This is a genomic window from Mesonia aquimarina, from assembly GCF_003667275.1.
GTDB classification, from domain to species: Bacteria; Bacteroidota; Bacteroidia; order Flavobacteriales; family Flavobacteriaceae; genus Mesonia; species Mesonia aquimarina.
Genome location: NZ_RCNV01000001.1, coordinates 447781 through 468372, shown reverse-complemented (window position 1 = coordinate 468372; position 20592 = coordinate 447781). Strand labels below are relative to the sequence as shown.

The following is a 20592-nucleotide window of genomic DNA, read 5'->3' as shown; positions in this document are numbered from 1 at the left end:
TTAATTACTTTTTCTGTTATTTATACTTAATGTTACTAATAAAGACAGCTTTTGCAGCTATTTTAGCTTGTATTTACCTGAATAATAGTGTTTTAATAATTTTAACTTATTGTTGTGTTGTTAAAAATAAGTGCGTATATTTGCGCCGCAAAATTAAAGGCTGTTATCGTATTAAATAGCGTATAGAAGTCCTTTAGAAATTGACAGATTTGAAGAAAAAAATTGCAAAGATTTCAATGTTACCTGCTATTGGTGCATTAATTTTTTTAAGTTTTTCTAGCAAAAAAGAGGCAATAGAAGCTAGCGTCTCTTCAGAAAATAAGGCTAGTCTTATCACTGTAGCTTTAGATGAGGAGGGCGATCTTAATGTTGTTTACCCAGTTCTTAAAAAAAGTTATTTAGGCTTTAAAGAGGCAGTCGGATTCAAAGAATCTCGTGGCGATTATAAAGTTATTAATCAATTTGGGTATTTAGGTAAATATCAGTTTGGGAAAGGAACTTTGGCATTAATCGGTATTTATGATTCTCAAGAATTCTTGAATAATCCTGAGTTACAAGAGGCGGCTTTTTACGCTAATGCTTCTCGAAATAAGTGGATTTTACGAAGAGAGATAAAAAAGTACTCCGGAAAAAAATTAAATGATATTCTTATTACTGAATCTGGAATTCTTGCCGCAGCGCATTTAGCAGGACCAGGAAGTGTTAAGAAATACTTGCGTAGTGGTGGAGTGCAAGGTTTTTCTGATGCTTTTGGAACCAGTATAAAATATTACTTGAATAAATTTAAGGGATACGATACTTCTTTTGTATCACCAAACAGAAAGGCAAAAGCGAAAACTGCTAATAATTTTGATGATTTGTTAGCTTTAGGAAAGGCTTAATTATTTATGCCTCTTTTTGAATTATAAAAATTGCGGGTCTTTTATGAAGGTCTAATTTTGTTTTTTTCCACTCGCTTACCGTTTTGGTTTTAATATATTCTGTGGCAAGTGTTACTTCACAACCGATACAAATTTTTGTGGTTGGGTGTAAATGTTGTAATAAATCTTGAAGAAATTTTTCGTTACGATAAGGCGTTTCAATAAAAATTTGTGCTTGATTCAATTCTAACGAGAGTCGTTCTAACTTTTTGATATGTTGTTTCTTTTCAGATTTATCAATGGGTAAATAACCGTGAAAAGCAAAGTTCTGGCCATTAAAACCGCTGCTCATCATCGTTAATAAAATAGAAGAAGGCCCTACTAATGGCACCACTTTAATGTTTTTTTCGTGAGCTAACTTTACAACAGCAGCACCAGGATCTGCAATTCCTGGACAACCGGCTTCACTGAGTACACCAACGTTTTTCCCTTCTAGACAAGGGTTCAAGAAGCTTGGCAAATCAATTTCATCAGTGAATTTATTTAAAAGCTGAAAATGAAGCGATGGTTGCGATTTATTTGGCACGATTTTTTTAATAAACCTGCGGGCAGTCTTTTCATTTTCAGCGATATAATAATCTATCTCTTCAATTTTTTTTCTAACCGAAAGCGGTAAGGTTTCTAAGGGAGGTTGTTCTCCTAAAGTTGTTGGTATTAAATATAATTTTCCGGGTTGAAATTTCTGTTGAAGATTTTCTGCCATAAGTTTTTAATTGATTATAAATTGCTTGGTGAATTGTTGTTTGTTTTCTCCAGTTATTTTAATAAAATAATTTCCGTTAGCTAAGTTTTGTAAAGAAATTTGGATCTCTTTTTTTATGGGAGATAATTCTTCGATTTTTTTACCCGTAATCGAGAAGATCTCTACTTTACTTATCGTTGATTTACTGCTTAAATTTAATTGATTTTGCGCAGGGTTTGGATAAATTTTCAAGTTAATTCTAGCTGAATTACTTATAGACAAATTATTATCAATTATTTTATAAATATCTCCACTTCCAAGGCCGGCCACATATATATTTCCATTAATATCTTCTCCAAAAGAAGAAAAACCATTGCTAGAAAATGGACCAAAATAGGTTATATTTCCATTGCTGTCTACTGTTCCTATTTCATTCGTGCAAAAATCAGCAAATAAATACTTCCCAATCAAATTAGTAAACTCTGTTCCTCTGTAAACATAACCTCCAGTAATCGAACATCTACTAACTCCGGTTGCTGTATGTGAATATTCTGCAAACGGAAACGTAAGGCTACTTTGCTGTGGGCAATTTCCTGAAGTGTCAAAAACCGTTGAAGCTTCATAGCAACGCCAACCAAAATTTGCACCAGCAGCATTACTAACTTTATTGATTTCTTCAAATTGATTTTGCCCTACATCGGCAATCCATAAATCGCCATTTTCGGAGTCAAAAGAGAATTTCCAAGGATTTCTTACGCCATAAGCGTAGATTTCATCTAAAGCATTATTGTCATTTACAAATGGATTGTCTGTCGGTATATAAGGGGCTGCTGCGTTTACGTCTAAACGTAAAATTTTACCTAGTAATGAATTTAAATTTTGAGCATTATCATTTGGATCTCCACCACTTCCGCCATCTCCAACAGCAACATAAAGCATATTGTCAGGTCCAAAAGCAATACACCCTCCATTATGGTTGCCAAAAGGTTGACTAATGGTTAAAAGTATATTTTCTGATGTACCGTCGGCGAGATCTTGATTTGCTAAATTAACTGAAAATTCTGATAACACAGAATCGCCTGAAGTATCTGTATAATACACGTAAAATAAACCGTTGGTTTGGTAATCTGGATGAAAAGCAAGACCTAATAAACCTCGTTCTCCACCGGTAGAAATTTGTGAAGAGATGTCTAAGAAAGGAGTAGCGTTAACCGAGCCATTTGCAGTAAGGATTTGAATAGTTCCTCCTTGTTCCACAATAAAAAGTCTAGAATCACCAGCATTTTGAATGTTTAACGGACTTGTGAATCCGGAAGCAACTAAGCTGATGTCAACATCTTCTTGCGCTTGGCTTACACCAATGCAAAAAACAAATAAACAAAGCAATAATCTTTTCATGGTTGTTTAGGGTTAAGGTTTGTTTAAAGATACAAAAAAATAAATCTAACTATTTGATTTCCTGCGCTATAATATCTGTAGCTTGATCTAACATTTGATAAACATTTTCAAATCCATGCTCGCCACCATAATAAGGGTCGGGTACGTCTTTTTGCTCGTTCGGGTAGATTTTATTTAAAATTAAATCAACTTTTTTACCTTCTTCTTCTGTACGTGCAAGGCTTAAAATATCAGCGTGATTAGATTTATCCATTACAAAAATATAGTCAAAGCTGTCAAAATCTTCTACAGAAAATTGTCTTCCTCTTTGGTCAGTTATATCTAAACCATGTTTCTTGGCAGTAACAATAGAACGCTCATCTGGGAGATCTCCAATATGATAATTTGATGTTCCGGCAGAATCTACTTCTACTTTTTCTGGATCAACTTTAGATTTTAATAATCCTTCGGCTAGGGGAGATCTGCAAATATTTCCTAAGCAAACCATTAGCACTTTCGTCTTCATATTAAAGCGTCAGTTTTTTATTTAAATCTTCTACAAACTTTTTAAATTGTTTATCTGTTGTAGATAAGTTAGTTACAGTTTTGCAAGCGTGTAAAACAGTAGCGTGATCACGTTTACCTATTTGGGTACCAATACTGGCTAACGAAGCTTTAGTTAATTTTTTTGCAAAAAACATAGCTAATTGTCTAGCTTGAACAATATGACGTTTTCTGGTTTTAGATTGAAGCGTATCTACATCCATCTGGAAGTAATCACTCACTACTTTTTGAATATATTCTATAGAAACTTCTTTCTTAGTATTTTTTACGTAGTTCTCTACAATTTTTTTAGCCAGTTCTAGTGTAATATCTTTTTTGTTGAAAGAAGAATGAGCAATTAAAGAAATAATAGCACCTTCTAATTCTCTGATGTTTGTTTTAATATTATTGGCCAAATATTCCACGATTTCTTCAGGCATTTCTACGCCATCACGATAAAGCTTATTTTTAATAATAGAAATGCGAGTTTCAAAATCAGGTTGTTGTAATTCCGCTGAAAGGCCCCATTTAAATCGAGATAACAGGCGCTGTTCAATATCTTGCATATCTACCGGCGCTTTGTCACTCGTTAAAATAACTTGCTTGCCGTTTTGGTGAAGGTGATTAAAAATATGAAAAAAAACATCTTGTGTGCCCGCCTTACCAGAAAGTAACTGAATATCATCTACAATTAAAACATCTATAATTTGGTAAAAATGAATAAAATCATTTCTATTATTCTTTTTTACCGACTCAATATATTGTTGCGTAAATTTTTCAGCGGAAATGTAAAGAACTGTTTTTTCTGGATATTTATCTTTTATTTCAACTCCAATCGCATGGGCTAAATGTGTTTTTCCCAAACCAACACCACCAAAAATCAGTAGTGGATTAAAAGAAGTTCCACCCGGTTTGTTAGAAACTGCTTGTCCGGCAGAACGCGCTAAACGGTTAGAATCTCCTTCTAAGAAATTGTCAAAACTATAATTTGGATTAAGTTGTGAATCAATTTTTACATTTCTAATTCCTGGAATTATAAATGGATTTTTAAGCTCAGGACTTTTATTTTTTAAAGGTACATCTACTTCTTGCGAAGAAACATTGCTCCGTTGAGCACTTGGTATTTTTTCAGTGAAAGGTTGTTTGTTACCATAAGTGTTTTCCATTTTGATAACATAAACCAATTTAGCTTTTTCACCTAATTCTCGCGTAAGCGAAACCTTTAGTAATTTAACATAGTGTTCTTCTAACCATTCGTAAAAAAACTTAGAAGGCACTTGTATACTCAATGCACTATCGGTGAGTTTTACTGCTTTAATAGGTTCAAACCATGTTTTGTAGGCTTGTGGAGTGATGTTGTCTTCAATAAAAGAAAGACAATTTACCCAAACTGATTCAGCAGTTTTACCCATAATGAATTGATAATTTACTTTGTTGATTATTAAAAAAATATTGAAAATGAACTGCTTAAAAAATTAAACCACTTTCATTTTTGGAGAAACAAATATGTGAACAAAAAAGGTAATAAAAAAACAGATTAGGTATTGAATTTATCCTTTTTTTTTCTCATACTTAAAATCTGAATAAACTTACAAAATCTAATTCAAAAAAACTTTAAAAATCTCATGAAAAGCTATTCTTCAACTTTACGCGTCCGTTATGCGGAAACCGATCAAATGGGCGTTGTACACCACGGCAATTACGCACAATACTTGGAGTTAGCAAGAATTGAGTGGATGGAACAGTTTGGTGTTTCTTATAAAGGAATGGAAGAAAAAGGCGTGATGCTTCCGGTTTATAAAATGTCCTTCAAGTTTAAGCGCCCAGCGCATTTTGATGATATTTTGACCATAGAAACTACCCTAAAAAATATACCTAATGTTAAAATTGAATTTAGCTATAAAATTTACAATCAACATCAAAAATTATTGACGACTGCATCTACGGTTTTGGTGTTTGCTGATATGAAAACAAAAAAGCCAACAAAATGTCCTAAATATATTTTAGAAGCTTTAGGAATGTAGTTTACTCTACTTCTTCAATTTTTACGCCGTAAATAGAATCAAAAATATCGTAGATCGATTCTGCTTCATTTTCGCGAACGGAAATAAAAATTTTACAATCAATTAGGAATTCTTGTTTTAGCACGTTTAGATTTTTTTCTTTCAAAACCCGCATCACTTTATTCATATTTGGATAATCGAAGGTGATTTTATATTCGTTATCAATAGTTTTGGTTACAATTTTTGAATTTTCCAACGCCAATTGTGCACCGGTTCGGTAAGCATTTATTAAACCGCCAACGCCTAATTTTGTTCCACCGAAATAACGAACTACAACCACTAAAATATTGGTAACTTCAAACGATTGCAACTGACCGTAAATTGGCATTCCTGCAGAATTTGAAGGTTCGCCGTCATCATTTGCGCGGTAATGTTGATAGCGCTTTCCTAATTGCCAAGCGTAACACCAGTGGCGTGCTTTATGATGTTTTGTTTTTAATTCTTCTATAAATTGATTTATTTCTTCTTCATTTTTTACCGGAAAGGCATAACCGAAAAACTTACTTCCACGGTCTTTAAAAAGTCCTTCTTCACCGGGTTTTAAAATGGTTTTGTAAACGTCTTTCTCCAAACTTAATATGTTGTATAAGCCACTAAAATAATACTTACAACTGCCAGCGCAATGCCAATCCAATTTTTTCTGAGTATTTTTTCTTTAAAAAATATAATCCCTAAAAATGTAGAAAGCATAACAATGGCCACATTATTAATGATAAATACACTAGAACTGTCTAGCGAGCTACGTAGTGCGTAAATAAAAAAGTAAATGGAATAATAATTTGGTATTCCTAAGGCAATTCCGCCCAGTAATTCTTTATAGGTGAATTTCACTTTATTTTTAAAAAACTGAATAATACCTGCTATAATTCCTACAAAAGCAGCACACATAAATAAACCAATAGAAAATAAAGCTACATCGGTCTCGGCCACATGATTTTCTTCTAAGAATTTAATTAGCGTTTCTATAATTCCACTACCTACAAAAACCAATAATGGAAAAATAAGATCTTTCTTTTCAATTTTAATTCCTCTTTTAGTTTTAACCGAAGCTAAATAAACAGCAACTAGGGCTAAAATTATTCCTACAATTTTTAAAATTCCTGTGGGTTCATCATAATAAAAAATGACAAAAACTATTGGGATGGCAACGCTCATTTTACTAGCAACAGAAACTACTGAAAGTCCACTTTTTTGAGTTGTTTTTGCCATTAAATTGAAAACCGTAATAAATAATACACCCAAAATCAGTGCCCCAATAAACCAAGAATGATTTGTTATTTCCTGAATACTAGGTTGTTTTTTGTACATTATAACTCCGGCAACACAAGCAGTTAGGTAGTTTATAATAATCGCGTAAAGCGTGTTGATTTTAAAATTGTCGAGCAATTTAAAAACCACATAAATCATGCTCGAAGACAAAATGCTGAGTAAAAGATAAATCAAAATAAATGTGCTTTTTTAGTGAATAAATCAACAACGTCTTCGGTTTGCGGATTGATATTCCACGTACGAAATCCTAATGTTTTTGCCGCTTCAGTGTTTTCTTTAGTATCGTCAATAAATAAAATTTCTTGTGGTTTTAAATCGTGTTTTTCTAAAATAAATTCATAAATATCGGCATTCGGTTTTCTGAAATTTATTTCATGTGAAAGGTAAAAAGCCTCAAAGCATTTTTTGAAATTTTCAAATTCTCCCACATTTTCTTTCACCCAATTTATATGAAGTTCGTTCGTGTTGCTCAATAAAATTAATTGGTACTTTTTTTCTGATGCAAGTTGTTGTAAAAATCGCAAACGTTTTTCGGGTAATTCCACTAAAATCGCATTCCAAGCTTTTTCTAATTTTTCTGAAGCCGTTTCCGGAAGTTTTTCTTTATAAAATGAAATAAATTCTTCGGAAGAAATTTTACCAATTTCGTACAACTGATTTTGCTTCAGCATTTCTTCAGAAAAAGAAGTCAATCCTAATTCTTGAAGTTTTCGCACTGTTGCCGATTTGTCTAGCGTTAAAAAAACATCGCCAAAATCAAAAAGTAAGGTTTTAATCATTTTTATAAATACTTAAATTATTATCGCCAATTTCTTCCGAAGAAATTTTATTTCCGACAAAAGTTGGCGCTTTAATTCCTTCTTCTAAAAAAGTTGACCCCGTAAAAACGCGTGCTTCATCCCATAAATTTTTATCGATAAAACTTTGCAAAGTTTGTTGACCACCTTCAATAATTAGCGATTGCAATTCTTGCTGATATAAGTGATCACAAATTTGCTGCGGAATATTTTCTTTAAAATCAATTGAGATAAAAGTCAGGTTTTCTTGATTTTTAGCCGAACTATTTTCAGTAATTATTATTGTTGGAATTGAACCATCAAATAAATACGAATTTTTAGGGATTTTCAGACTCCGATCGATTGCAATTCTCGTCGGATTTTTACCTTCCACTAATCGCGTATTCAATTTCGGATTGTCTTTTATCGCCGTATTTGTTCCCACTAAAATTGCTTGTTCTTCTGAACGCCATTTGTGGACTAACTGCTTACTTTTTTCATTAGAAATCCATACCGGTTTTCGCTCATTTTGCTGAAGCGGAGCAATAAAACCGTCTTTGGTTTGCGCCCATTTTAAAATAATATAAGGGCGCTTTTTTTGATGAAACGTAAAAAAACGTTTGTTTAATTCTTGGCATTCTTTTTCTAAAACGCCCAAAACAACTTCGCAACCCGCATTCATTAATTTTTGAATTCCGCGTCCGGCAACTTTTGCAAACGGATCCATCGTTCCGATTACTACTTTTTTAATTCCTTTTTCAATAATTAAATCGCTACACGGCGGCGTTTTTCCAAAATGGCTACACGGTTCTAAACTCACATAAATAGTCGCTTTTTTGAGGAGTTTTTTATTTTCAACCGAATTAATCGCATTAACTTCTGCGTGCGGTTTTCCGGCTTGTTGATGCCAACCTTCACCAATAATTTCATTTTTATAAACTAGTACACTCCCCACCAACGGATTCGGGTAGGTTTTTCCTACAGCGTTTTTCGCCAGCTGAATGCACCTATTTATATATTTTTCGTGTATTTTCACGCTCAAAGTTTAAAAGCCTGTTTGAGGTCAAAAATAGCATGAATATTCTACAATGAACAACCCAATTATACGACCGATAAAAAAAGAAGATAATCCGTTTGTAGCCAAGATGATTCGTGAAGTTTTGGTAGAAAATGGCGCTCCAAAAGTAGGTACGGCTTATGAAGATAAAACGCTCGATATAATGTTTGAAACCTATCAAGCAGCGCGAATGGAATATTTTGTAGTAGAAGAAAGTGAGAAAATAATTGGTGCTGCCGGAATTGCTCCGCTAGCCGGAGAAGAAAAATCGGTTTGCGAATTGCAAAAAATGTATTTTTCTGCCGAAGCACGCGGTCGCGGAATTGGCGCAAAAATGATGGACGTTTGTTTACATTTTGCTAGAGAAAATTCTTATGAAAAATGCTATTTAGAAACTTTACCGACGATGAAAGCAGCGCAAAAATTATATCTTAAAAGTGGATTTAAAGAAATTGATTATAGAATGGGAACGACCGGGCATTTTTCGTGTACGGTTTGGATGCTAAAAGACTTATAAAATGCAGTTGAATCAATTAAAAATGGAGTTTATAAATGCGTTACAAAAAACGTATCCTTCCACGGAAATTGAATCGTTTTTTTATTTGCTGAGCGAAGCTTATTTAAAAATGAATCGCTTAGAAGTGGCTTTAAATCCCAATGAAAAAATTACTAAAAAAAATAAGGAACTTTTTTTTGAAGCGATAGAACGATTAAAAAATCACGAGCCGATTCAATATATAATAGGGAATACCGAATTTTACGGACTTCCGTTTAAAGTGAATCGAAATGTGTTAATTCCAAGACCCGAAACCGAAGAGTTAATCGAGTGGATCATTCAAGATGTAAAAAAAATAACCAAAAAAAATTCAACATTCAAGATTTTAGATATTGGTACCGGAAGTGGTTGCATCCCGATTAGTTTGGCAAAAGAACTTCCGAAGACAAAAGTGAGTTCGATAGATATTTCTGCGAAAGCGATAGAAACGGCAAAATTGAATGCGAAAATCAATAAAGTTTCTGTAGTATTTTTTCAGCAAGATATTTTGGCAACAGAAAAATTAGCTGAAAAATATGAAGTAATTGTTTCCAATCCGCCATATGTTAGAAATCTGGAAAAAGAGCAAATGCAGAAAAATGTGCTCGATTATGAACCGGAAATCGCCTTATATGTAGATAATGAAGATCCGTTACTATTTTATAGGAAAATTGCGCAGTTGACTAAAAAATCATTGACAAAAAACGGCACTTTATATTTTGAAATCAATCAATATTTAGCTGAAGAATTAAAAGAATTATTGCAAAAAGAAGGTTTTCAGCAAATTGAACTGAAAAAAGATATTTACAAAAATTATAGAATGTGTAAAGCAAGTTTGTAATTTTATAGAGATAAAATTTTAAAATATGAGTGCATCTTCTTCAGAAAAATATATTAAAAGTATTGCGGTTTTTTGTGCCAGTAGCGAAGGCAATGATGAATTTATTTATCAGCAATCCTATAAGTTAGGAAAATCTTTAGCTAAAAAAAATATTGATCTTGTTTACGGCGGAAGCAAACTTGGTTTAATGGGACAGGTAGCTAAAGGCGCGTTAGAAAACGACGGAATTGTATTTGGAGTAATTCCCGATTTTTTGAAGCGAAAAGAAATTGTGCATAATGGTTTAACCGAACTAATCACCACAAAAGATATGCACGAACGGAAGCTGAAAATGCACGAAATTAGCGATGGATTTATTATGCTTCCCGGCGGTTTTGGAACGTTTGAAGAATTTTTTGAAATTTTAACTTGGGCGCAATTAGGGTTGCACCAAAAGCCAATCGGTTTATTGAACTGCGAAGGTTATTATAACGACTTGTTATCGATGATGAATACCATGATGACCAAAGGTTTGCTGAATCCTGAAAATATGGAATTGCTTGTAGTTTCAGATGAAATTGAAGATTTAATTAAAAAAATGCACGAATTTGAGCCGCTTGAAAAACCAAAATGGATGACTGAAGAACAGACCTAATTTGTGTGCATATTAAAAAAAATGTCATTCTGAATTTATTTCGATAGCTATCGGAACAGAATCTCATTAACTGAATAACGAAGTCCTTATGAGAACCTGAAACAAGTTCAGGTTGTAGAAAACCGAATTTCTAGAGGCGTCTTTAAGATGAGAAATTCAAGGTTAAAACATTTATGAGAATTAAAAAACTACATATAAAAAGTAAAAATTTTTCAGAACAACTTCGGTTTTTTAGAGAAGTGCTCGAACTTCCAATTCAAAAAATAAGTGAAACGGAAGTTGAAATTACCGTAGGTTATTCAAAATTAATTTTAGAAAAATCATCAGAATTTACGCCTTATCATATTGCGTTTCACATTCCGCCGCAAAAAATTGAAGAATCGGTAAATTGGTTAAAAAAGCGCGTGGAAATTCAATCTTTTAAAGATGATGAAATTATCGATTTCAGCAGTTGGAATGCCAAATCGACTTACTTTTATGACAAAGATTTTAATATTTTAGAATTCATTTCGAGAGAAAAGCTTTTTGATGAGATACGGAATCAAGTTCAGCATGATAAATTCGATTCTAATCAAATTTTAGGCATCGCAGAAATCGGTTTGGCTACCGATGAAGTTCAATCTTCTTTTAACTTTTTAGCTGATAATTTTCAACTAAAAAAATACAGCGGCGATTTCGAAAAATTTTGTGCTATTGGCGACGATGAAGGTTTAATTATTACGATCAACAAAAATAAAAAAGATTGGTTTCCAACGAATGATAAAGCTTTTACTTCTCCATTTCAACTTCAATTTGAACAAGCAAAAAATACACATCAATTTTCCTTTAAAAATAACAACTTAACTATTTGCTAGCTATTTACTTTTATGAATATCGAACAAAAAATAATTTCCCTTCGCGAAGAATTACAAGAGCATAATTATAACTATTATGTGTTAGATCAGCCTGAAATTTCTGATTACGATTTCGATATGAAGTTGAAAGAATTACAGGAACTTGAAGACAAACATCCCGAATTTTATGATGCAAATTCTCCAACATTACGGGTTGGCGGAGCAGTAACAAAAAACTTTGAAACCGTAGTTCACGATTATCGAATGTATTCGCTTTCTAATTCATATTCAAAAGAAGAGCTGGAAGATTGGGAAATTAGAATTAAAAAATTAGTCGATGGCGAAGTAAATTATACCTGCGAATTAAAATATGATGGCGCTTCCATTAGTTTAACCTATGAAAATGGCGAATTGGTAAAAGCAGTAACTCGTGGCGATGGAATTCAAGGTGATGATGTGACCAATAATGTAAAAACCATTCGTTCGGTTCCGTTAAAATTGAAAGGAGATTTTCCGCAACGTTTCGATATTCGCGGGGAAATTGTATTGCCTTACGAAGGTTTTGCAAAAATGAATGCAGAACGCGTAGAGCAAGGCGAAGAACCTTACGCAAATCCTAGAAATACAGCTTCAGGAAGTTTAAAATTACAAGATAGTGCTGAAGCTGCCAAGCGTCCGCTCGATTGTTTATTGTATAGTTTAGCGGGGGAAAATTTACCATTTTCTACGCAATATGAAGGATTGCAAAAAGCCAGAGAATGGGGGTTTAAAGTGCCGCCAGAAGCAGAATTGGCAAAAACAACCGATGAAGTTATGGCATATGTAAATTATTGGGACGAGCATCGGCACGATTTACCTTACGAAACTGATGGCGTAGTGGTAAAAGTGAATAATTTACAGCAACAAGAAGAATTAGGATTCACCGCAAAATCGCCACGTTGGGCGATGGCGTATAAATTTAAAGCCGAACAAGTTTCCACTATTTTAGAGAAAATCACGTATCAAGTCGGTAGAACAGGAGCAATTACGCCAGTGGCAAATTTAAAACCGGTACAATTAGCCGGAACGGTTGTAAAACGGGCTTCTTTGCATAATGCCGACCAGATTGAAAAACTGGACGTTCGAGAAGGCGATACCGTTTTTGTTGAAAAAGGCGGCGAAATTATTCCGAAGATTATCGGTGTAGATTTTAAAGAACGCGATCCAAATTCTGAACCCACAAACTATATTGAAACTTGTCCTGAATGCGATACAGAATTGGTTAGAAATGATGGCGAAGCTCAACATTATTGTTTAAATGCTACGGGTTGTCCGCCACAAATTATTGGTAGAATTCAGCATTTTATTTCGCGGAAAGCAATGGATATTGAAGGTTTAGGTGGTGGAACGGTTGCCTTATTAGTCAATGTAAAATTGATCGAAAATTATGCTGATTTATATGAATTAAAAAAAGAGCAAATTCTTCCATTAGAGCGAATGGCAGAAAAATCAGCTGAAAATTTAATTAACGGAATTCAGCAATCAAAAGAAATTCCATTTGAGCGTGTTTTATTCGCTTTAGGAATTCGCTATGTCGGCGAAACCGTTGCTAAAAAGCTTGCCAAACATTACAAAACCATTGAAACGATTGAAAACGCGAATCAAGAAGATTTAGAAAATGTAGATGAAATCGGAGAAAAAATTGCCGAAAGTGTAGTCGATTTTTTCAGCATCGAGAAAAATAGAAAATTAATTGAGCGGTTGAAAAATTACGGATTGCAACTGCAAATTTCTGAAGAAGACTTAGCCGGACAAACAGATAAACTGGCAGGAAATACATTTGTAATTTCCGGTGTTTTTGAGCGAGTTTCCAGAAAAGAACTCAAGAAATTAATTGAAGATAACGGCGGAAAAGTTACGGGATCAATTTCAGCAAAAACAACTTATTTAGTCGCCGGTGAGAATATGGGACCGAGTAAATTAGCAAAAGCCGAGAAAGTAGGAACAACAATTATTTCTGAAGCAGATTTTTTGTGGATGATAGGTTAAGTTTTAATGGATTGTTTTTAGTCAAAATAACGTTAATTCCTGCTAAAAATAAATTCAAGCTTTAAGTTTTCTTAACTTTGGTGCAGCAAAAATTGTAACAAATTTTAAGTTTTTAGACCAATCTTATTAAAATCAATTTCATGAAGAAAATTATGTATGGTGCTGTGTTAGCACTTTCCTTAATCGGATGTAAATCTACGCAACAAACTGGCGATAGCGACTTGATAATCGCTAATTTAGATTTAGTGAATGTAGAAGATGACAAAGTCATGGTGAGTGTAGATCCGGGTAAATTTACTAGCTCAGAAACTACATTTTATATTCCGAAAACAGTTCCGGGAACCTATTCCACAGATAATTACGGAGCTTTTATTGATGATTTAAAAGCGATAGATTACGACGGAAATGAGCTTAACGTTACTCAAGTTGACGAAAATTCTTGGAAAATTACCAATGCAACAGCATTAGATAAAGTTACCTATTGGGTAAATGATTCTTACGATATGGAAGGTGAAAAAGGAGTTTTTTCTCCGGCGGGAACCAATATCGCAAAAGGAGAAAACTTTATGCTAAACTTGCATGGTTTTGTAGGTTATTTTGATGGAATGTCAGAAAAACCTTATAAATTATTAATCAAGCATCCAAAAGACTTAATAGCAGGAACTTCTTTAAACAGTGTAAATGTTCCAGCGGAAGATGCTTCGGCAGATTATACTACAGATGAATTTTCTGTTAATCGGTATTTTCAAGTAACCGATCATCCAATAATGTATGCAAAGCCAGATACTACAAGCTTTCAATTAGAAGGAATGCGTGTAGAATTAAGTGTTTATTCTCCTAATAAAGCTTATTCGGTAGAAGATATTAGATCTAATTTGCAAGAAATGTTGCAAGCGCAAAAGCAATTTTTAGGAGAGATTGACAATACAAATGTTTATGCAATTTTATTGTATTTATCTGATGTTCAAAATCCGGATGCCAGAGGTTTCGGAGCTTTAGAACACCACACGTCAACTACCGTAGTTCTACCGGAAAGTATGCAATTGGCACAGTTAAATGAAACGATGAAAGATGTAGTTTCACATGAGTTTTTTCATATTATAACGCCACTAAGTGTTCACTCTAAAGAAGTGCATTATTTTGATTATAACAATCCGGAAATGTCGCAACACCTTTGGATGTATGAAGGCGTAACTGAATATTTTGCGAATTTATTTCAGGTAAATCAAGGCTTGATTGATAACCAGATGTTTTACGATAGAATTTCTGATAAAATAACCTCGTCTAAACAGTTTGATGACACCATGCCATTTACTGTAATGAGCGAAAATATTTTAGATGAAAAATATGAAGATAGTTACTATAATGTTTATCTAAAAGGTGCTCTAATCGGGATGACTTTAGATATTCGTTTACGAGAATTAAGCGACGGAAAAATGGGAATTTTAGACTTAATGAAAAAATTGAGTCAAAAATATGGAAAAGACAAACCTTTTGATGACGAAAAATTAATTCCGGCAATTGTAGATTTAACCTATCCTGAAATTCAAACATTTTTTGACACCTATGTTAGCGGAACAACACCAATTCCTTACGAAAAGTTTTTTGCTAAAGTGGGAATTGAGAAAAAAGAAATAGAAATTAATACCGGTTATTTTTTAAATGGACAAGATCCATATATAGATGGAAAACCGGAAACTAATCAATTGTATTTTAGAGAAGGAATTACCTACAATTCATTTTTAAAAGATTTAGGAGTACAAGCAGGCGATGTTATCAAGTCGATTAACGGAACAAAGTATACTTTAGATAACGCTTATGCGCTTATAATGACTTCGCAAGCTTGGAAAGATGGTGATGAAGTGAAAATGACTATTGAGCGTGATGGAGAAGAAATGGAAGTTTCTGCAACTGCTAAGAAGCCAACAACAATGCAAGATAGCTTGCAAGAAATGGATTTACCAGAAACAGATAAAAGAGTACAATTAAGAAAAGCTTGGTTAAAAAGTTAAGCTGAAATTTTAATAATGAATATTCTAAGAGCCGGTGAAATTTTCGCCGGCTTTTTTTATTGCCACAGAAAAAGGGTCTAAAATTCCGAGGCTTGCATTTAAATTAAAAATTTATTTTCAACGATTGCTTCGTGAGCTTGCCTTGGGGTAGTTTTCTAAAAAAGCACAAGCTTGAAAATTGATTATTAAAATCGATGTATAAAATGTACATTTGCGCTTTTGTAAGAAAAAATAATGCAAAACCCTTTAAAAAAATATTATTCAAGAAAAATAGTGCAACAAAGTCTTGCAAATCATCGTCCTTCTAGTGTGAAGGAATTGAAAAAAGTTGGCGTGATTTTATCACAAACGGAATTTGATTTTTTAGATCATTCAGCTTTCGCAAAGACTTTAAATATAAAAAAGGAGCAATTATTTTTTATGATATTTTCAGCTTCAAAAGAAGTTACAAAAAATCCGCAGATTTCTTTTTTTAGCAAAAAAGAGTTAACGTTAAATGGTACTTTTAAAAAGGAAAGTGAAGTCCGTTTATTTCAACAAAAAAAATATGATTTATTAATCAATTATTTTTCTGAAATAAATTTAGAATTGTTGCTTTTAAGTGCTTCAATACAAGCAAATTTAAAAATAGGTTTTCCTATAGAAGAAAATCGGTTAAACGATTTAGATATTAAAGAAAATCCAAAAAATTGGCAGCAGTTTTTAAACGAATTAAAAAAATATTTATCAGTAATAAACCCCTAAAAAAATGAAAACATTAATAGGAACCGGAGTTGCATTAATAACCCCATTTAAAGAAGATTTTTCAGTAGATATTTCAGCTTTAAAAAAGTTGGTTAATTTTCAAATTGATAATGGCGTAGATTACATTGTAGTGTTAGGAACTACAGGAGAATATGCAACCTTAACTACTGATGAAAGGAGTATTGTTAAGCGTACAATTGTAGAGGAAACTAATGGAAGAGTTCCTCTAGTTTTAGGAATTGGCGGTAATAATACAGCAGCTGTAGAACAGCAAGTGCAAGAAGAAGATACTGATGGTTTTGAAGCAATTCTTTCGGTTTCGCCATATTACAGCAAACCAAGCCAAGAAGGAATTTATCAGCATTTTAAAAAAGTGTCACATGCTTCTCCGCTACCCGTCATTTTGTATAACGTACCCGGTAGAACAGGATCTAATATGTTACCGGAAACCGTAGCAAGATTAGCTAAAGATTGCAGCAATATTGTCGGAATAAAAGAAGCTGCAGGAGATATAGATCAAGCCATGAAAATGATTGCACAAACCCCAGAAGACTTTTTAGTGATTTCTGGTGATGATATGATTACGTTGCCGATGGTTTTAGCCGGTGGAGCAGGAGTGATTTCTGTGATTGCTGAAGGATTTCCAAAGGAATTTTCAAGCATGGTGAAATTAGGATTAGAAAGAAAAGTAGATGAAGCTTATAAAATTCATTATAAAATTGCTCCGGCAATAGATTTAATTTTTGCAGAAGGAAATCCTGCCGGCATAAAAACTGTTTTTAAACATTTAGGTTTAGCGGAAGATCAAGTTAGATTACCTTTAGTAAAAGCCAGTAATAATTTAAGTGAAGAGTTAAAAAGTTTTATAGCTTCGTTAGAAAAGTAAATCAAAATTAATTTTATATACGAATTTAAACTGTAGAACGTTTTAAAAGCAAATAAGGTTTTGTTTTTATAATACAATAGAATACAGTATTTTTGCCAGATGTTTTTTACTATGAAGAGAAAGTTTAGTGTTTTAGTTTTATTGATGCTTTTGATAACAAGCTGTGGCGAATATCAAAAAGTTTTAAAAAATGAAGACGTAAAACCAAAATATGATATGGCGGTAAAGCTTTATGAAGAAGGAATGGAAACCGGTAAGAATAACCGATTCACAAAATCTCTTCGTTTATTAGAGCAAATTTTACCACAGTATCGCGGAACGCCTCAAGGAGAAAAAATCTCATATATTTATGCAGATAATTATTTTCAATTAGGCGATTATTTTAGTTCACAATATCAATTTGAGCGTTTTACAAAAGCCTATCCAACTAGTGAAAAAGTAAGTGAAGCAGCATTCAAATCGGCTAAGAGTTATTACAATGTTTCTCCACGGTATTCACTAGATCAAACAGAAACCTATAAAGCAATAGATAGGTTTCAAAATTATATTGCCACTTATCCTGATGGAGAATATGTTGCTGAAGCAAATACTTTAGTTGCCGAATTGCGAGAAAAGCTAGAAAAGAAAGCCTACAAGATCGCTAAGCAGTTTCATCATATTGAAGATTATAAGGCAAGTATTTCTGCAATGGAGAATTTTATTGAGGCAAATCCCGGATCAAAATATATGGAGCCGGCATATTTTTATAAGCTGGATTCAGCTTATTTATTAGCGATTAACAGCTATCGTTATTTGGTGAAAGAGCGTTTGCAAGAAGCCAAAGAATATTATGAAGATTATCAAAAATACTATGCTGAAGGCGAGCACGCAGAAAAAGCCAATGAAATTTCAGCAGATATCAATCAACGTTTAAAGAACTTTTAAGTTATATAGGTTATGGATTTAAAGAATACAGAAGCACCGGTAAGCACAACAACAATCGACAAAAATTTGGTTGATGCACCAACCGATAATATTTACGAAGCAATCTCTATCGTATCTAAAAGAGCAAGCCAAATTAATACAGAAATTAAAAAGGAATTGCTAGAGAAATTAGATGAGTTTGCTACCTATAACGATAGTTTAGACGAAATCTTCGAAAATAAGGAGCAAATAGAAGTTTCTAAATTTTACGAGCGTTTACCTAAACCGCAAGCATTAGCCGTGCAAGAATGGTTAGAGAATAAAATCTATTACAGAGATACCAAAACCTCTGAAGAGTAAACATGATATTAAGCGGCAAGAAAATACTGTTGGGTATCACCGCGGGTATTGCCGCTTACAAAACTACTTATCTTGTGCGCTTGTTTATAAAAGCAGGCGCAGAAGTTAAAGTAATTATGACGCCAGAGGCAAAACAATTTGTAACGCCTCTAAGTCTTTCTACACTTTCAAAAAACGAAGTAATTTCCTCTTTCACTGAAGAAGAAAATGAACTTTGGAATAATCACGTAGAATTAGGTCTTTGGGCAGACTATATGCTAATTGCCCCGGCTACCGCCAATACACTTTCTAAAATGGCGAGTGGCCATAGCGATAATTTTCTTTTGGCTACATATTTATCGGCAAAATGTCCGGTTTATTTTGCTCCCGCTATGGATTTGGATATGTATAAACATCCTTCCACAAAATCTAGTATTAAAAAATTAGAGTCTTTTGGAAACACTGTAATTCCTGTGGGTTCAGGAGAATTAGCAAGCGGTTTACATGGCGAAGGAAGAATGGCAGAGCCAGAAGAGATTGTAACTTTTATTGAAAACCATCTTCAACAAAACGCACCGCTTTTTAATAAGAAAGTTTTAATTACAGCAGGCCCCACATACGAAGCGATAGATCCTGTACGTTTTATAGGAAATCATTCTAGCGGAAAAATGGGTTTTGCTTTAGCAGAAGAAGCAGCTAATCAAGGTGCTGAAGTAATTTTAATTAGCGGACCAACATCTTTAGGTATTTCTAATAAAGCTGTTAAATTGATTCGAGTAAATTCTGCTGAAGAAATGTTTACTGAGGCTGATCAATATTTTTCATCAATAGATGTCCTAATCGCAGCTGCTGCAGTTTCAGATTATAAACCAAAAAAAGTGGCAGATCAGAAAATGAAAAAATCTGATGCTACCTTAACTTTAGCGCTTGAAAAAACAACCGATATTTTAAAAACACTCGGTGCAAAAAAAACGAATCAGTTTTTAGTAGGTTTTGCTTTAGAAACCGAAAATGAACTAGAACATGCTAAAGGAAAATTAGAAAAAAAGAATTTAGATTTTATCGTTTTAAACTCTTTAAATGATAAAGGCGCTGGATTTAAAACCGATACCAATAAAGTAAAACTTATTAGTAAAAATACGATTAAAGATATTCCGTTACAATCAAAAAAAGAAGTAGCCGTAGAAATTATAAATGAGATTGTGGCCCGAGTTTTGTAAATTAGTTTTTTAAATAGAAATATAATGAAGAGATTTTTAGTTTTAGTAATTGCTTTTATCAGTTTTTTTTCAGTTCAGGCGCAAGAAATAAATTGCCAAGTAACCGTAGAAGCACAACAAACTGGAAATACAAAACTTTCTATTTTTAAAACCTTAGAAACTTCTCTGCAGGAATTTATAAATGATGCCAATTGGACGCAGTTAAATTTAGATGATCATGAAAAAATTAACTGTAATATATTTATTAATGTAACCGATTTTGATTCGAATAATTTTACAGCAACTATACAAATTCAATCTTCGCGACCAATTTTTGGTTCATCAGCAAGTACGCCTGTTTTTAATTTTAAGGATAACCAGTTTAATTTTAACTATACAGAATTTCAACCGCTAGATTACAACCCGAATACATATTCATCAAACTTAGTTTCAGGAATCAGTTTTTACATGTATACTATTTTGGGCCTAGATGCAGATACGTTTGCTTTACAAGGCGGACAAAAATATCACGAAGAAGCACGACAAATTGTAAACACTGCGCAACAAAGTAATAAAAAAGGATGGCGCGCAAGCGACGGAAATAATTCTCGTTTCAGGATAAATTCTGATTTATTATCAAATAGCTTTTCAAAATATAGGGAAGCTCTGTATATCTATCATCGTGAAGGTTTAGATGTATTTCATAAAGATCCAGAATTAGCAAAGAATAAAATTGTAGAAAGTATTCAATTACTGAGAGAAGTAAATAATTCTAGACCAAACTCAATTTTATTGCGTACTTTTTTTGATGCTAAATCCAATGAGGTTAAACAAATTTTTAGCGGAGGACCTTCAGTTTCTATAAAAGAAGTGGTAAACAACTTAAATAGTATAGCACCACTTTATAGCAAACAATGGGCAGAAATTAGTTATTAATTTTTCTGTTTAAGT

The 20592-nt window shown here is 33.1% G+C and carries 22 protein-coding genes; 14 read left to right on the top strand and 8 right to left on the bottom strand.

Going from position 1 to position 20592, the window contains the following annotated elements:
• Positions 1–209 precede the first annotated feature (209 nt).
• Positions 210–881 (top strand): peptidoglycan-binding protein LysM, encoded by a 672-nt coding sequence (locus D9R05_RS02300; protein WP_121665826.1) that lies wholly within the window; start codon positions 210–212, stop codon positions 879–881.
• A 4-nt stretch (positions 882–885) separates the two neighbouring features.
• Here the strand turns inward: D9R05_RS02300 and D9R05_RS02295 are convergent, their stop codons facing one another.
• Genes D9R05_RS02295 through dnaA form a run of 4 tightly spaced genes read right to left on the bottom strand, consistent with a single transcriptional unit; the run spans position 886 to position 4934 of the window.
• The gene (locus D9R05_RS02295; RefSeq protein WP_121665593.1) at positions 886–1623 is read right to left on the bottom strand and encodes an SAM-dependent methyltransferase; all 738 of its coding nucleotides are present in this window, start codon (positions 1621–1623) and stop codon (positions 886–888) included.
• Between the two features lie 6 nt (positions 1624–1629).
• Positions 1630–3000: a PQQ-dependent sugar dehydrogenase gene (locus tag D9R05_RS02290; RefSeq protein ID WP_121665592.1), complete on the bottom strand. Its 1371-nt coding sequence runs from the start codon at positions 2998–3000 to the stop codon at positions 1630–1632.
• Positions 3001–3049: 49 nt separating this feature from the next.
• Positions 3050–3505: a low molecular weight protein-tyrosine-phosphatase gene (locus D9R05_RS02285; RefSeq protein WP_121665591.1), complete on the bottom strand. Its 456-nt coding sequence runs from the start codon at positions 3503–3505 to the stop codon at positions 3050–3052.
• 1 nt (position 3506) lies between these two features.
• A complete protein-coding gene (gene dnaA, locus D9R05_RS02280) occupies positions 3507–4934 on the bottom strand; it encodes a chromosomal replication initiator protein DnaA (RefSeq protein ID WP_121665590.1) in 1428 nt (475 codons plus the stop codon).
• 213 nt (positions 4935–5147) lie between these two features.
• On the opposite strand from dnaA, the gene D9R05_RS02275 reads away from it, so the two are divergent.
• Complete coding sequence (locus D9R05_RS02275; RefSeq protein ID WP_121665589.1) at positions 5148–5546, top strand: acyl-CoA thioesterase; 399 nt, start codon at positions 5148–5150, stop codon at positions 5544–5546.
• A gap of 1 nt (position 5547) precedes the next feature.
• Here the strand turns inward: D9R05_RS02275 and D9R05_RS02270 are convergent, their stop codons facing one another.
• Genes D9R05_RS02270 through ribD form a run of 4 tightly spaced genes read right to left on the bottom strand, consistent with a single transcriptional unit; the run spans position 5548 to position 8666 of the window.
• Entirely contained in the window at positions 5548–6156 is a 609-nt protein-coding gene (locus D9R05_RS02270; protein WP_121665588.1) for an IMPACT family protein, read from the bottom strand.
• Positions 6157–6158: 2 nt separating this feature from the next.
• On the bottom strand, positions 6159–7028 hold the full coding sequence (locus D9R05_RS02265) for an EamA family transporter (RefSeq protein ID WP_121665587.1): 870 nt from the start codon (positions 7026–7028) through the stop codon (positions 6159–6161).
• A complete protein-coding gene (locus D9R05_RS02260) occupies positions 7025–7633 on the bottom strand; it encodes an HAD family hydrolase (RefSeq protein WP_121665586.1) in 609 nt (202 codons plus the stop codon). The genes D9R05_RS02265 and D9R05_RS02260 overlap by 4 nt, the downstream gene beginning before the upstream one ends.
• A complete protein-coding gene (ribD, locus tag D9R05_RS02255) occupies positions 7626–8666 on the bottom strand; it encodes a bifunctional diaminohydroxyphosphoribosylaminopyrimidine deaminase/5-amino-6-(5-phosphoribosylamino)uracil reductase RibD (protein ID WP_121665825.1) in 1041 nt (346 codons plus the stop codon). Before ribD ends, D9R05_RS02260 begins: the two co-directional genes overlap by 8 nt.
• 52 nt (positions 8667–8718) lie before the next feature.
• Between ribD and D9R05_RS02250 the strand changes: the two genes are divergently transcribed.
• The 12 genes from D9R05_RS02250 to porD all read left to right on the top strand — a co-directional run bounded on the left by D9R05_RS02250 (position 8719) and on the right by porD (position 20577).
• Positions 8719–9204: a GNAT family N-acetyltransferase gene (locus D9R05_RS02250; RefSeq protein ID WP_121665585.1), complete on the top strand. Its 486-nt coding sequence runs from the start codon at positions 8719–8721 to the stop codon at positions 9202–9204.
• 1 nt (position 9205) lies between these two features.
• Entirely contained in the window at positions 9206–10063 is an 858-nt protein-coding gene (gene prmC, locus D9R05_RS02245) for a peptide chain release factor N(5)-glutamine methyltransferase (RefSeq protein WP_121665584.1), read from the top strand.
• A 25-nt stretch (positions 10064–10088) separates the two neighbouring features.
• Positions 10089–10697, top strand: coding sequence for an LOG family protein (locus tag D9R05_RS02240; protein ID WP_121665583.1), 609 nt, complete (start codon positions 10089–10091; stop codon positions 10695–10697).
• 173 nt (positions 10698–10870) lie between these two features.
• Positions 10871–11551: a VOC family protein gene (locus D9R05_RS02235; protein ID WP_121665582.1), complete on the top strand. Its 681-nt coding sequence runs from the start codon at positions 10871–10873 to the stop codon at positions 11549–11551.
• A gap of 12 nt (positions 11552–11563) precedes the next feature.
• Positions 11564–13558 carry an NAD-dependent DNA ligase LigA gene (gene ligA / locus D9R05_RS02230; protein WP_121665581.1) on the top strand — a complete coding sequence of 665 codons (1995 nt, stop codon included), beginning with the start codon at positions 11564–11566 and terminating at the stop codon, positions 13556–13558.
• Between the two features lie 140 nt (positions 13559–13698).
• Positions 13699–15570 carry a M61 family metallopeptidase gene (locus D9R05_RS02225; RefSeq protein WP_121665580.1) on the top strand — a complete coding sequence of 624 codons (1872 nt, stop codon included), beginning with the start codon at positions 13699–13701 and terminating at the stop codon, positions 15568–15570.
• A 234-nt stretch (positions 15571–15804) separates the two neighbouring features.
• Positions 15805–16314, top strand: coding sequence for a DUF6913 domain-containing protein (locus D9R05_RS02220; RefSeq protein WP_121665579.1), 510 nt, complete (start codon positions 15805–15807; stop codon positions 16312–16314).
• 4 nt (positions 16315–16318) lie between these two features.
• Entirely contained in the window at positions 16319–17200 is an 882-nt protein-coding gene (gene dapA, locus D9R05_RS02215; RefSeq protein WP_121665578.1) for a 4-hydroxy-tetrahydrodipicolinate synthase, read from the top strand.
• A gap of 111 nt (positions 17201–17311) precedes the next feature.
• On the top strand, positions 17312–18124 hold the full coding sequence (locus D9R05_RS02210) for an outer membrane protein assembly factor BamD (protein WP_240462899.1): 813 nt from the start codon (positions 17312–17314) through the stop codon (positions 18122–18124).
• A gap of 12 nt (positions 18125–18136) precedes the next feature.
• Positions 18137–18463 (top strand): DNA-directed RNA polymerase subunit omega, encoded by a 327-nt coding sequence (locus D9R05_RS02205; protein ID WP_121665576.1) that lies wholly within the window; start codon positions 18137–18139, stop codon positions 18461–18463.
• Between the two features lie 2 nt (positions 18464–18465).
• Complete coding sequence (coaBC, locus tag D9R05_RS02200) at positions 18466–19662, top strand: bifunctional phosphopantothenoylcysteine decarboxylase/phosphopantothenate--cysteine ligase CoaBC (RefSeq protein WP_121665575.1); 1197 nt, start codon at positions 18466–18468, stop codon at positions 19660–19662.
• A 24-nt stretch (positions 19663–19686) separates the two neighbouring features.
• Positions 19687–20577, top strand: coding sequence for a type IX secretion system protein PorD (porD, locus tag D9R05_RS02195; protein ID WP_121665574.1), 891 nt, complete (start codon positions 19687–19689; stop codon positions 20575–20577).
• Positions 20578–20592: the final 15 nt, after the last annotated feature.

What these genes read in the sequence shown, in the direction of transcription:
- D9R05_RS02295 (WP_121665593.1), bottom strand. Translation starts at nt 1,623, where the DNA reads ATGGCAGAAAATCTTCAACAGAAATTTCAACCCGGAAAATTATATTTA.
- D9R05_RS02290 (WP_121665592.1), bottom strand. Translation starts at nt 3,000, where the DNA reads ATGAAAAGATTATTGCTTTGTTTATTTGTTTTTTGCATTGGTGTAAGC.
- D9R05_RS02285 (WP_121665591.1), bottom strand. Translation starts at nt 3,505, where the DNA reads ATGAAGACGAAAGTGCTAATGGTTTGCTTAGGAAATATTTGCAGATCT.
- dnaA (WP_121665590.1), bottom strand. Translation starts at nt 4,934, where the DNA reads ATGGGTAAAACTGCTGAATCAGTTTGGGTAAATTGTCTTTCTTTTATT.
- D9R05_RS02275 (WP_121665589.1), top strand. Translation starts at nt 5,148, where the DNA reads ATGAAAAGCTATTCTTCAACTTTACGCGTCCGTTATGCGGAAACCGAT.
- D9R05_RS02260 (WP_121665586.1), bottom strand. Translation starts at nt 7,633, where the DNA reads ATGATTAAAACCTTACTTTTTGATTTTGGCGATGTTTTTTTAACGCTA.
- D9R05_RS02250 (WP_121665585.1), top strand. Translation starts at nt 8,719, where the DNA reads ATGAACAACCCAATTATACGACCGATAAAAAAAGAAGATAATCCGTTT.
- prmC (WP_121665584.1), top strand. Translation starts at nt 9,206, where the DNA reads ATGCAGTTGAATCAATTAAAAATGGAGTTTATAAATGCGTTACAAAAA.
- D9R05_RS02240 (WP_121665583.1), top strand. Translation starts at nt 10,089, where the DNA reads ATGAGTGCATCTTCTTCAGAAAAATATATTAAAAGTATTGCGGTTTTT.
- D9R05_RS02235 (WP_121665582.1), top strand. Translation starts at nt 10,871, where the DNA reads ATGAGAATTAAAAAACTACATATAAAAAGTAAAAATTTTTCAGAACAA.
- ligA (WP_121665581.1), top strand. Translation starts at nt 11,564, where the DNA reads ATGAATATCGAACAAAAAATAATTTCCCTTCGCGAAGAATTACAAGAG.
- D9R05_RS02225 (WP_121665580.1), top strand. Translation starts at nt 13,699, where the DNA reads ATGAAGAAAATTATGTATGGTGCTGTGTTAGCACTTTCCTTAATCGGA.
- D9R05_RS02220 (WP_121665579.1), top strand. Translation starts at nt 15,805, where the DNA reads ATGCAAAACCCTTTAAAAAAATATTATTCAAGAAAAATAGTGCAACAA.
- dapA (WP_121665578.1), top strand. Translation starts at nt 16,319, where the DNA reads ATGAAAACATTAATAGGAACCGGAGTTGCATTAATAACCCCATTTAAA.
- D9R05_RS02210 (WP_240462899.1), top strand. Translation starts at nt 17,312, where the DNA reads ATGAAGAGAAAGTTTAGTGTTTTAGTTTTATTGATGCTTTTGATAACA.
- D9R05_RS02205 (WP_121665576.1), top strand. Translation starts at nt 18,137, where the DNA reads ATGGATTTAAAGAATACAGAAGCACCGGTAAGCACAACAACAATCGAC.
- coaBC (WP_121665575.1), top strand. Translation starts at nt 18,466, where the DNA reads ATGATATTAAGCGGCAAGAAAATACTGTTGGGTATCACCGCGGGTATT.
- porD (WP_121665574.1), top strand. Translation starts at nt 19,687, where the DNA reads ATGAAGAGATTTTTAGTTTTAGTAATTGCTTTTATCAGTTTTTTTTCA.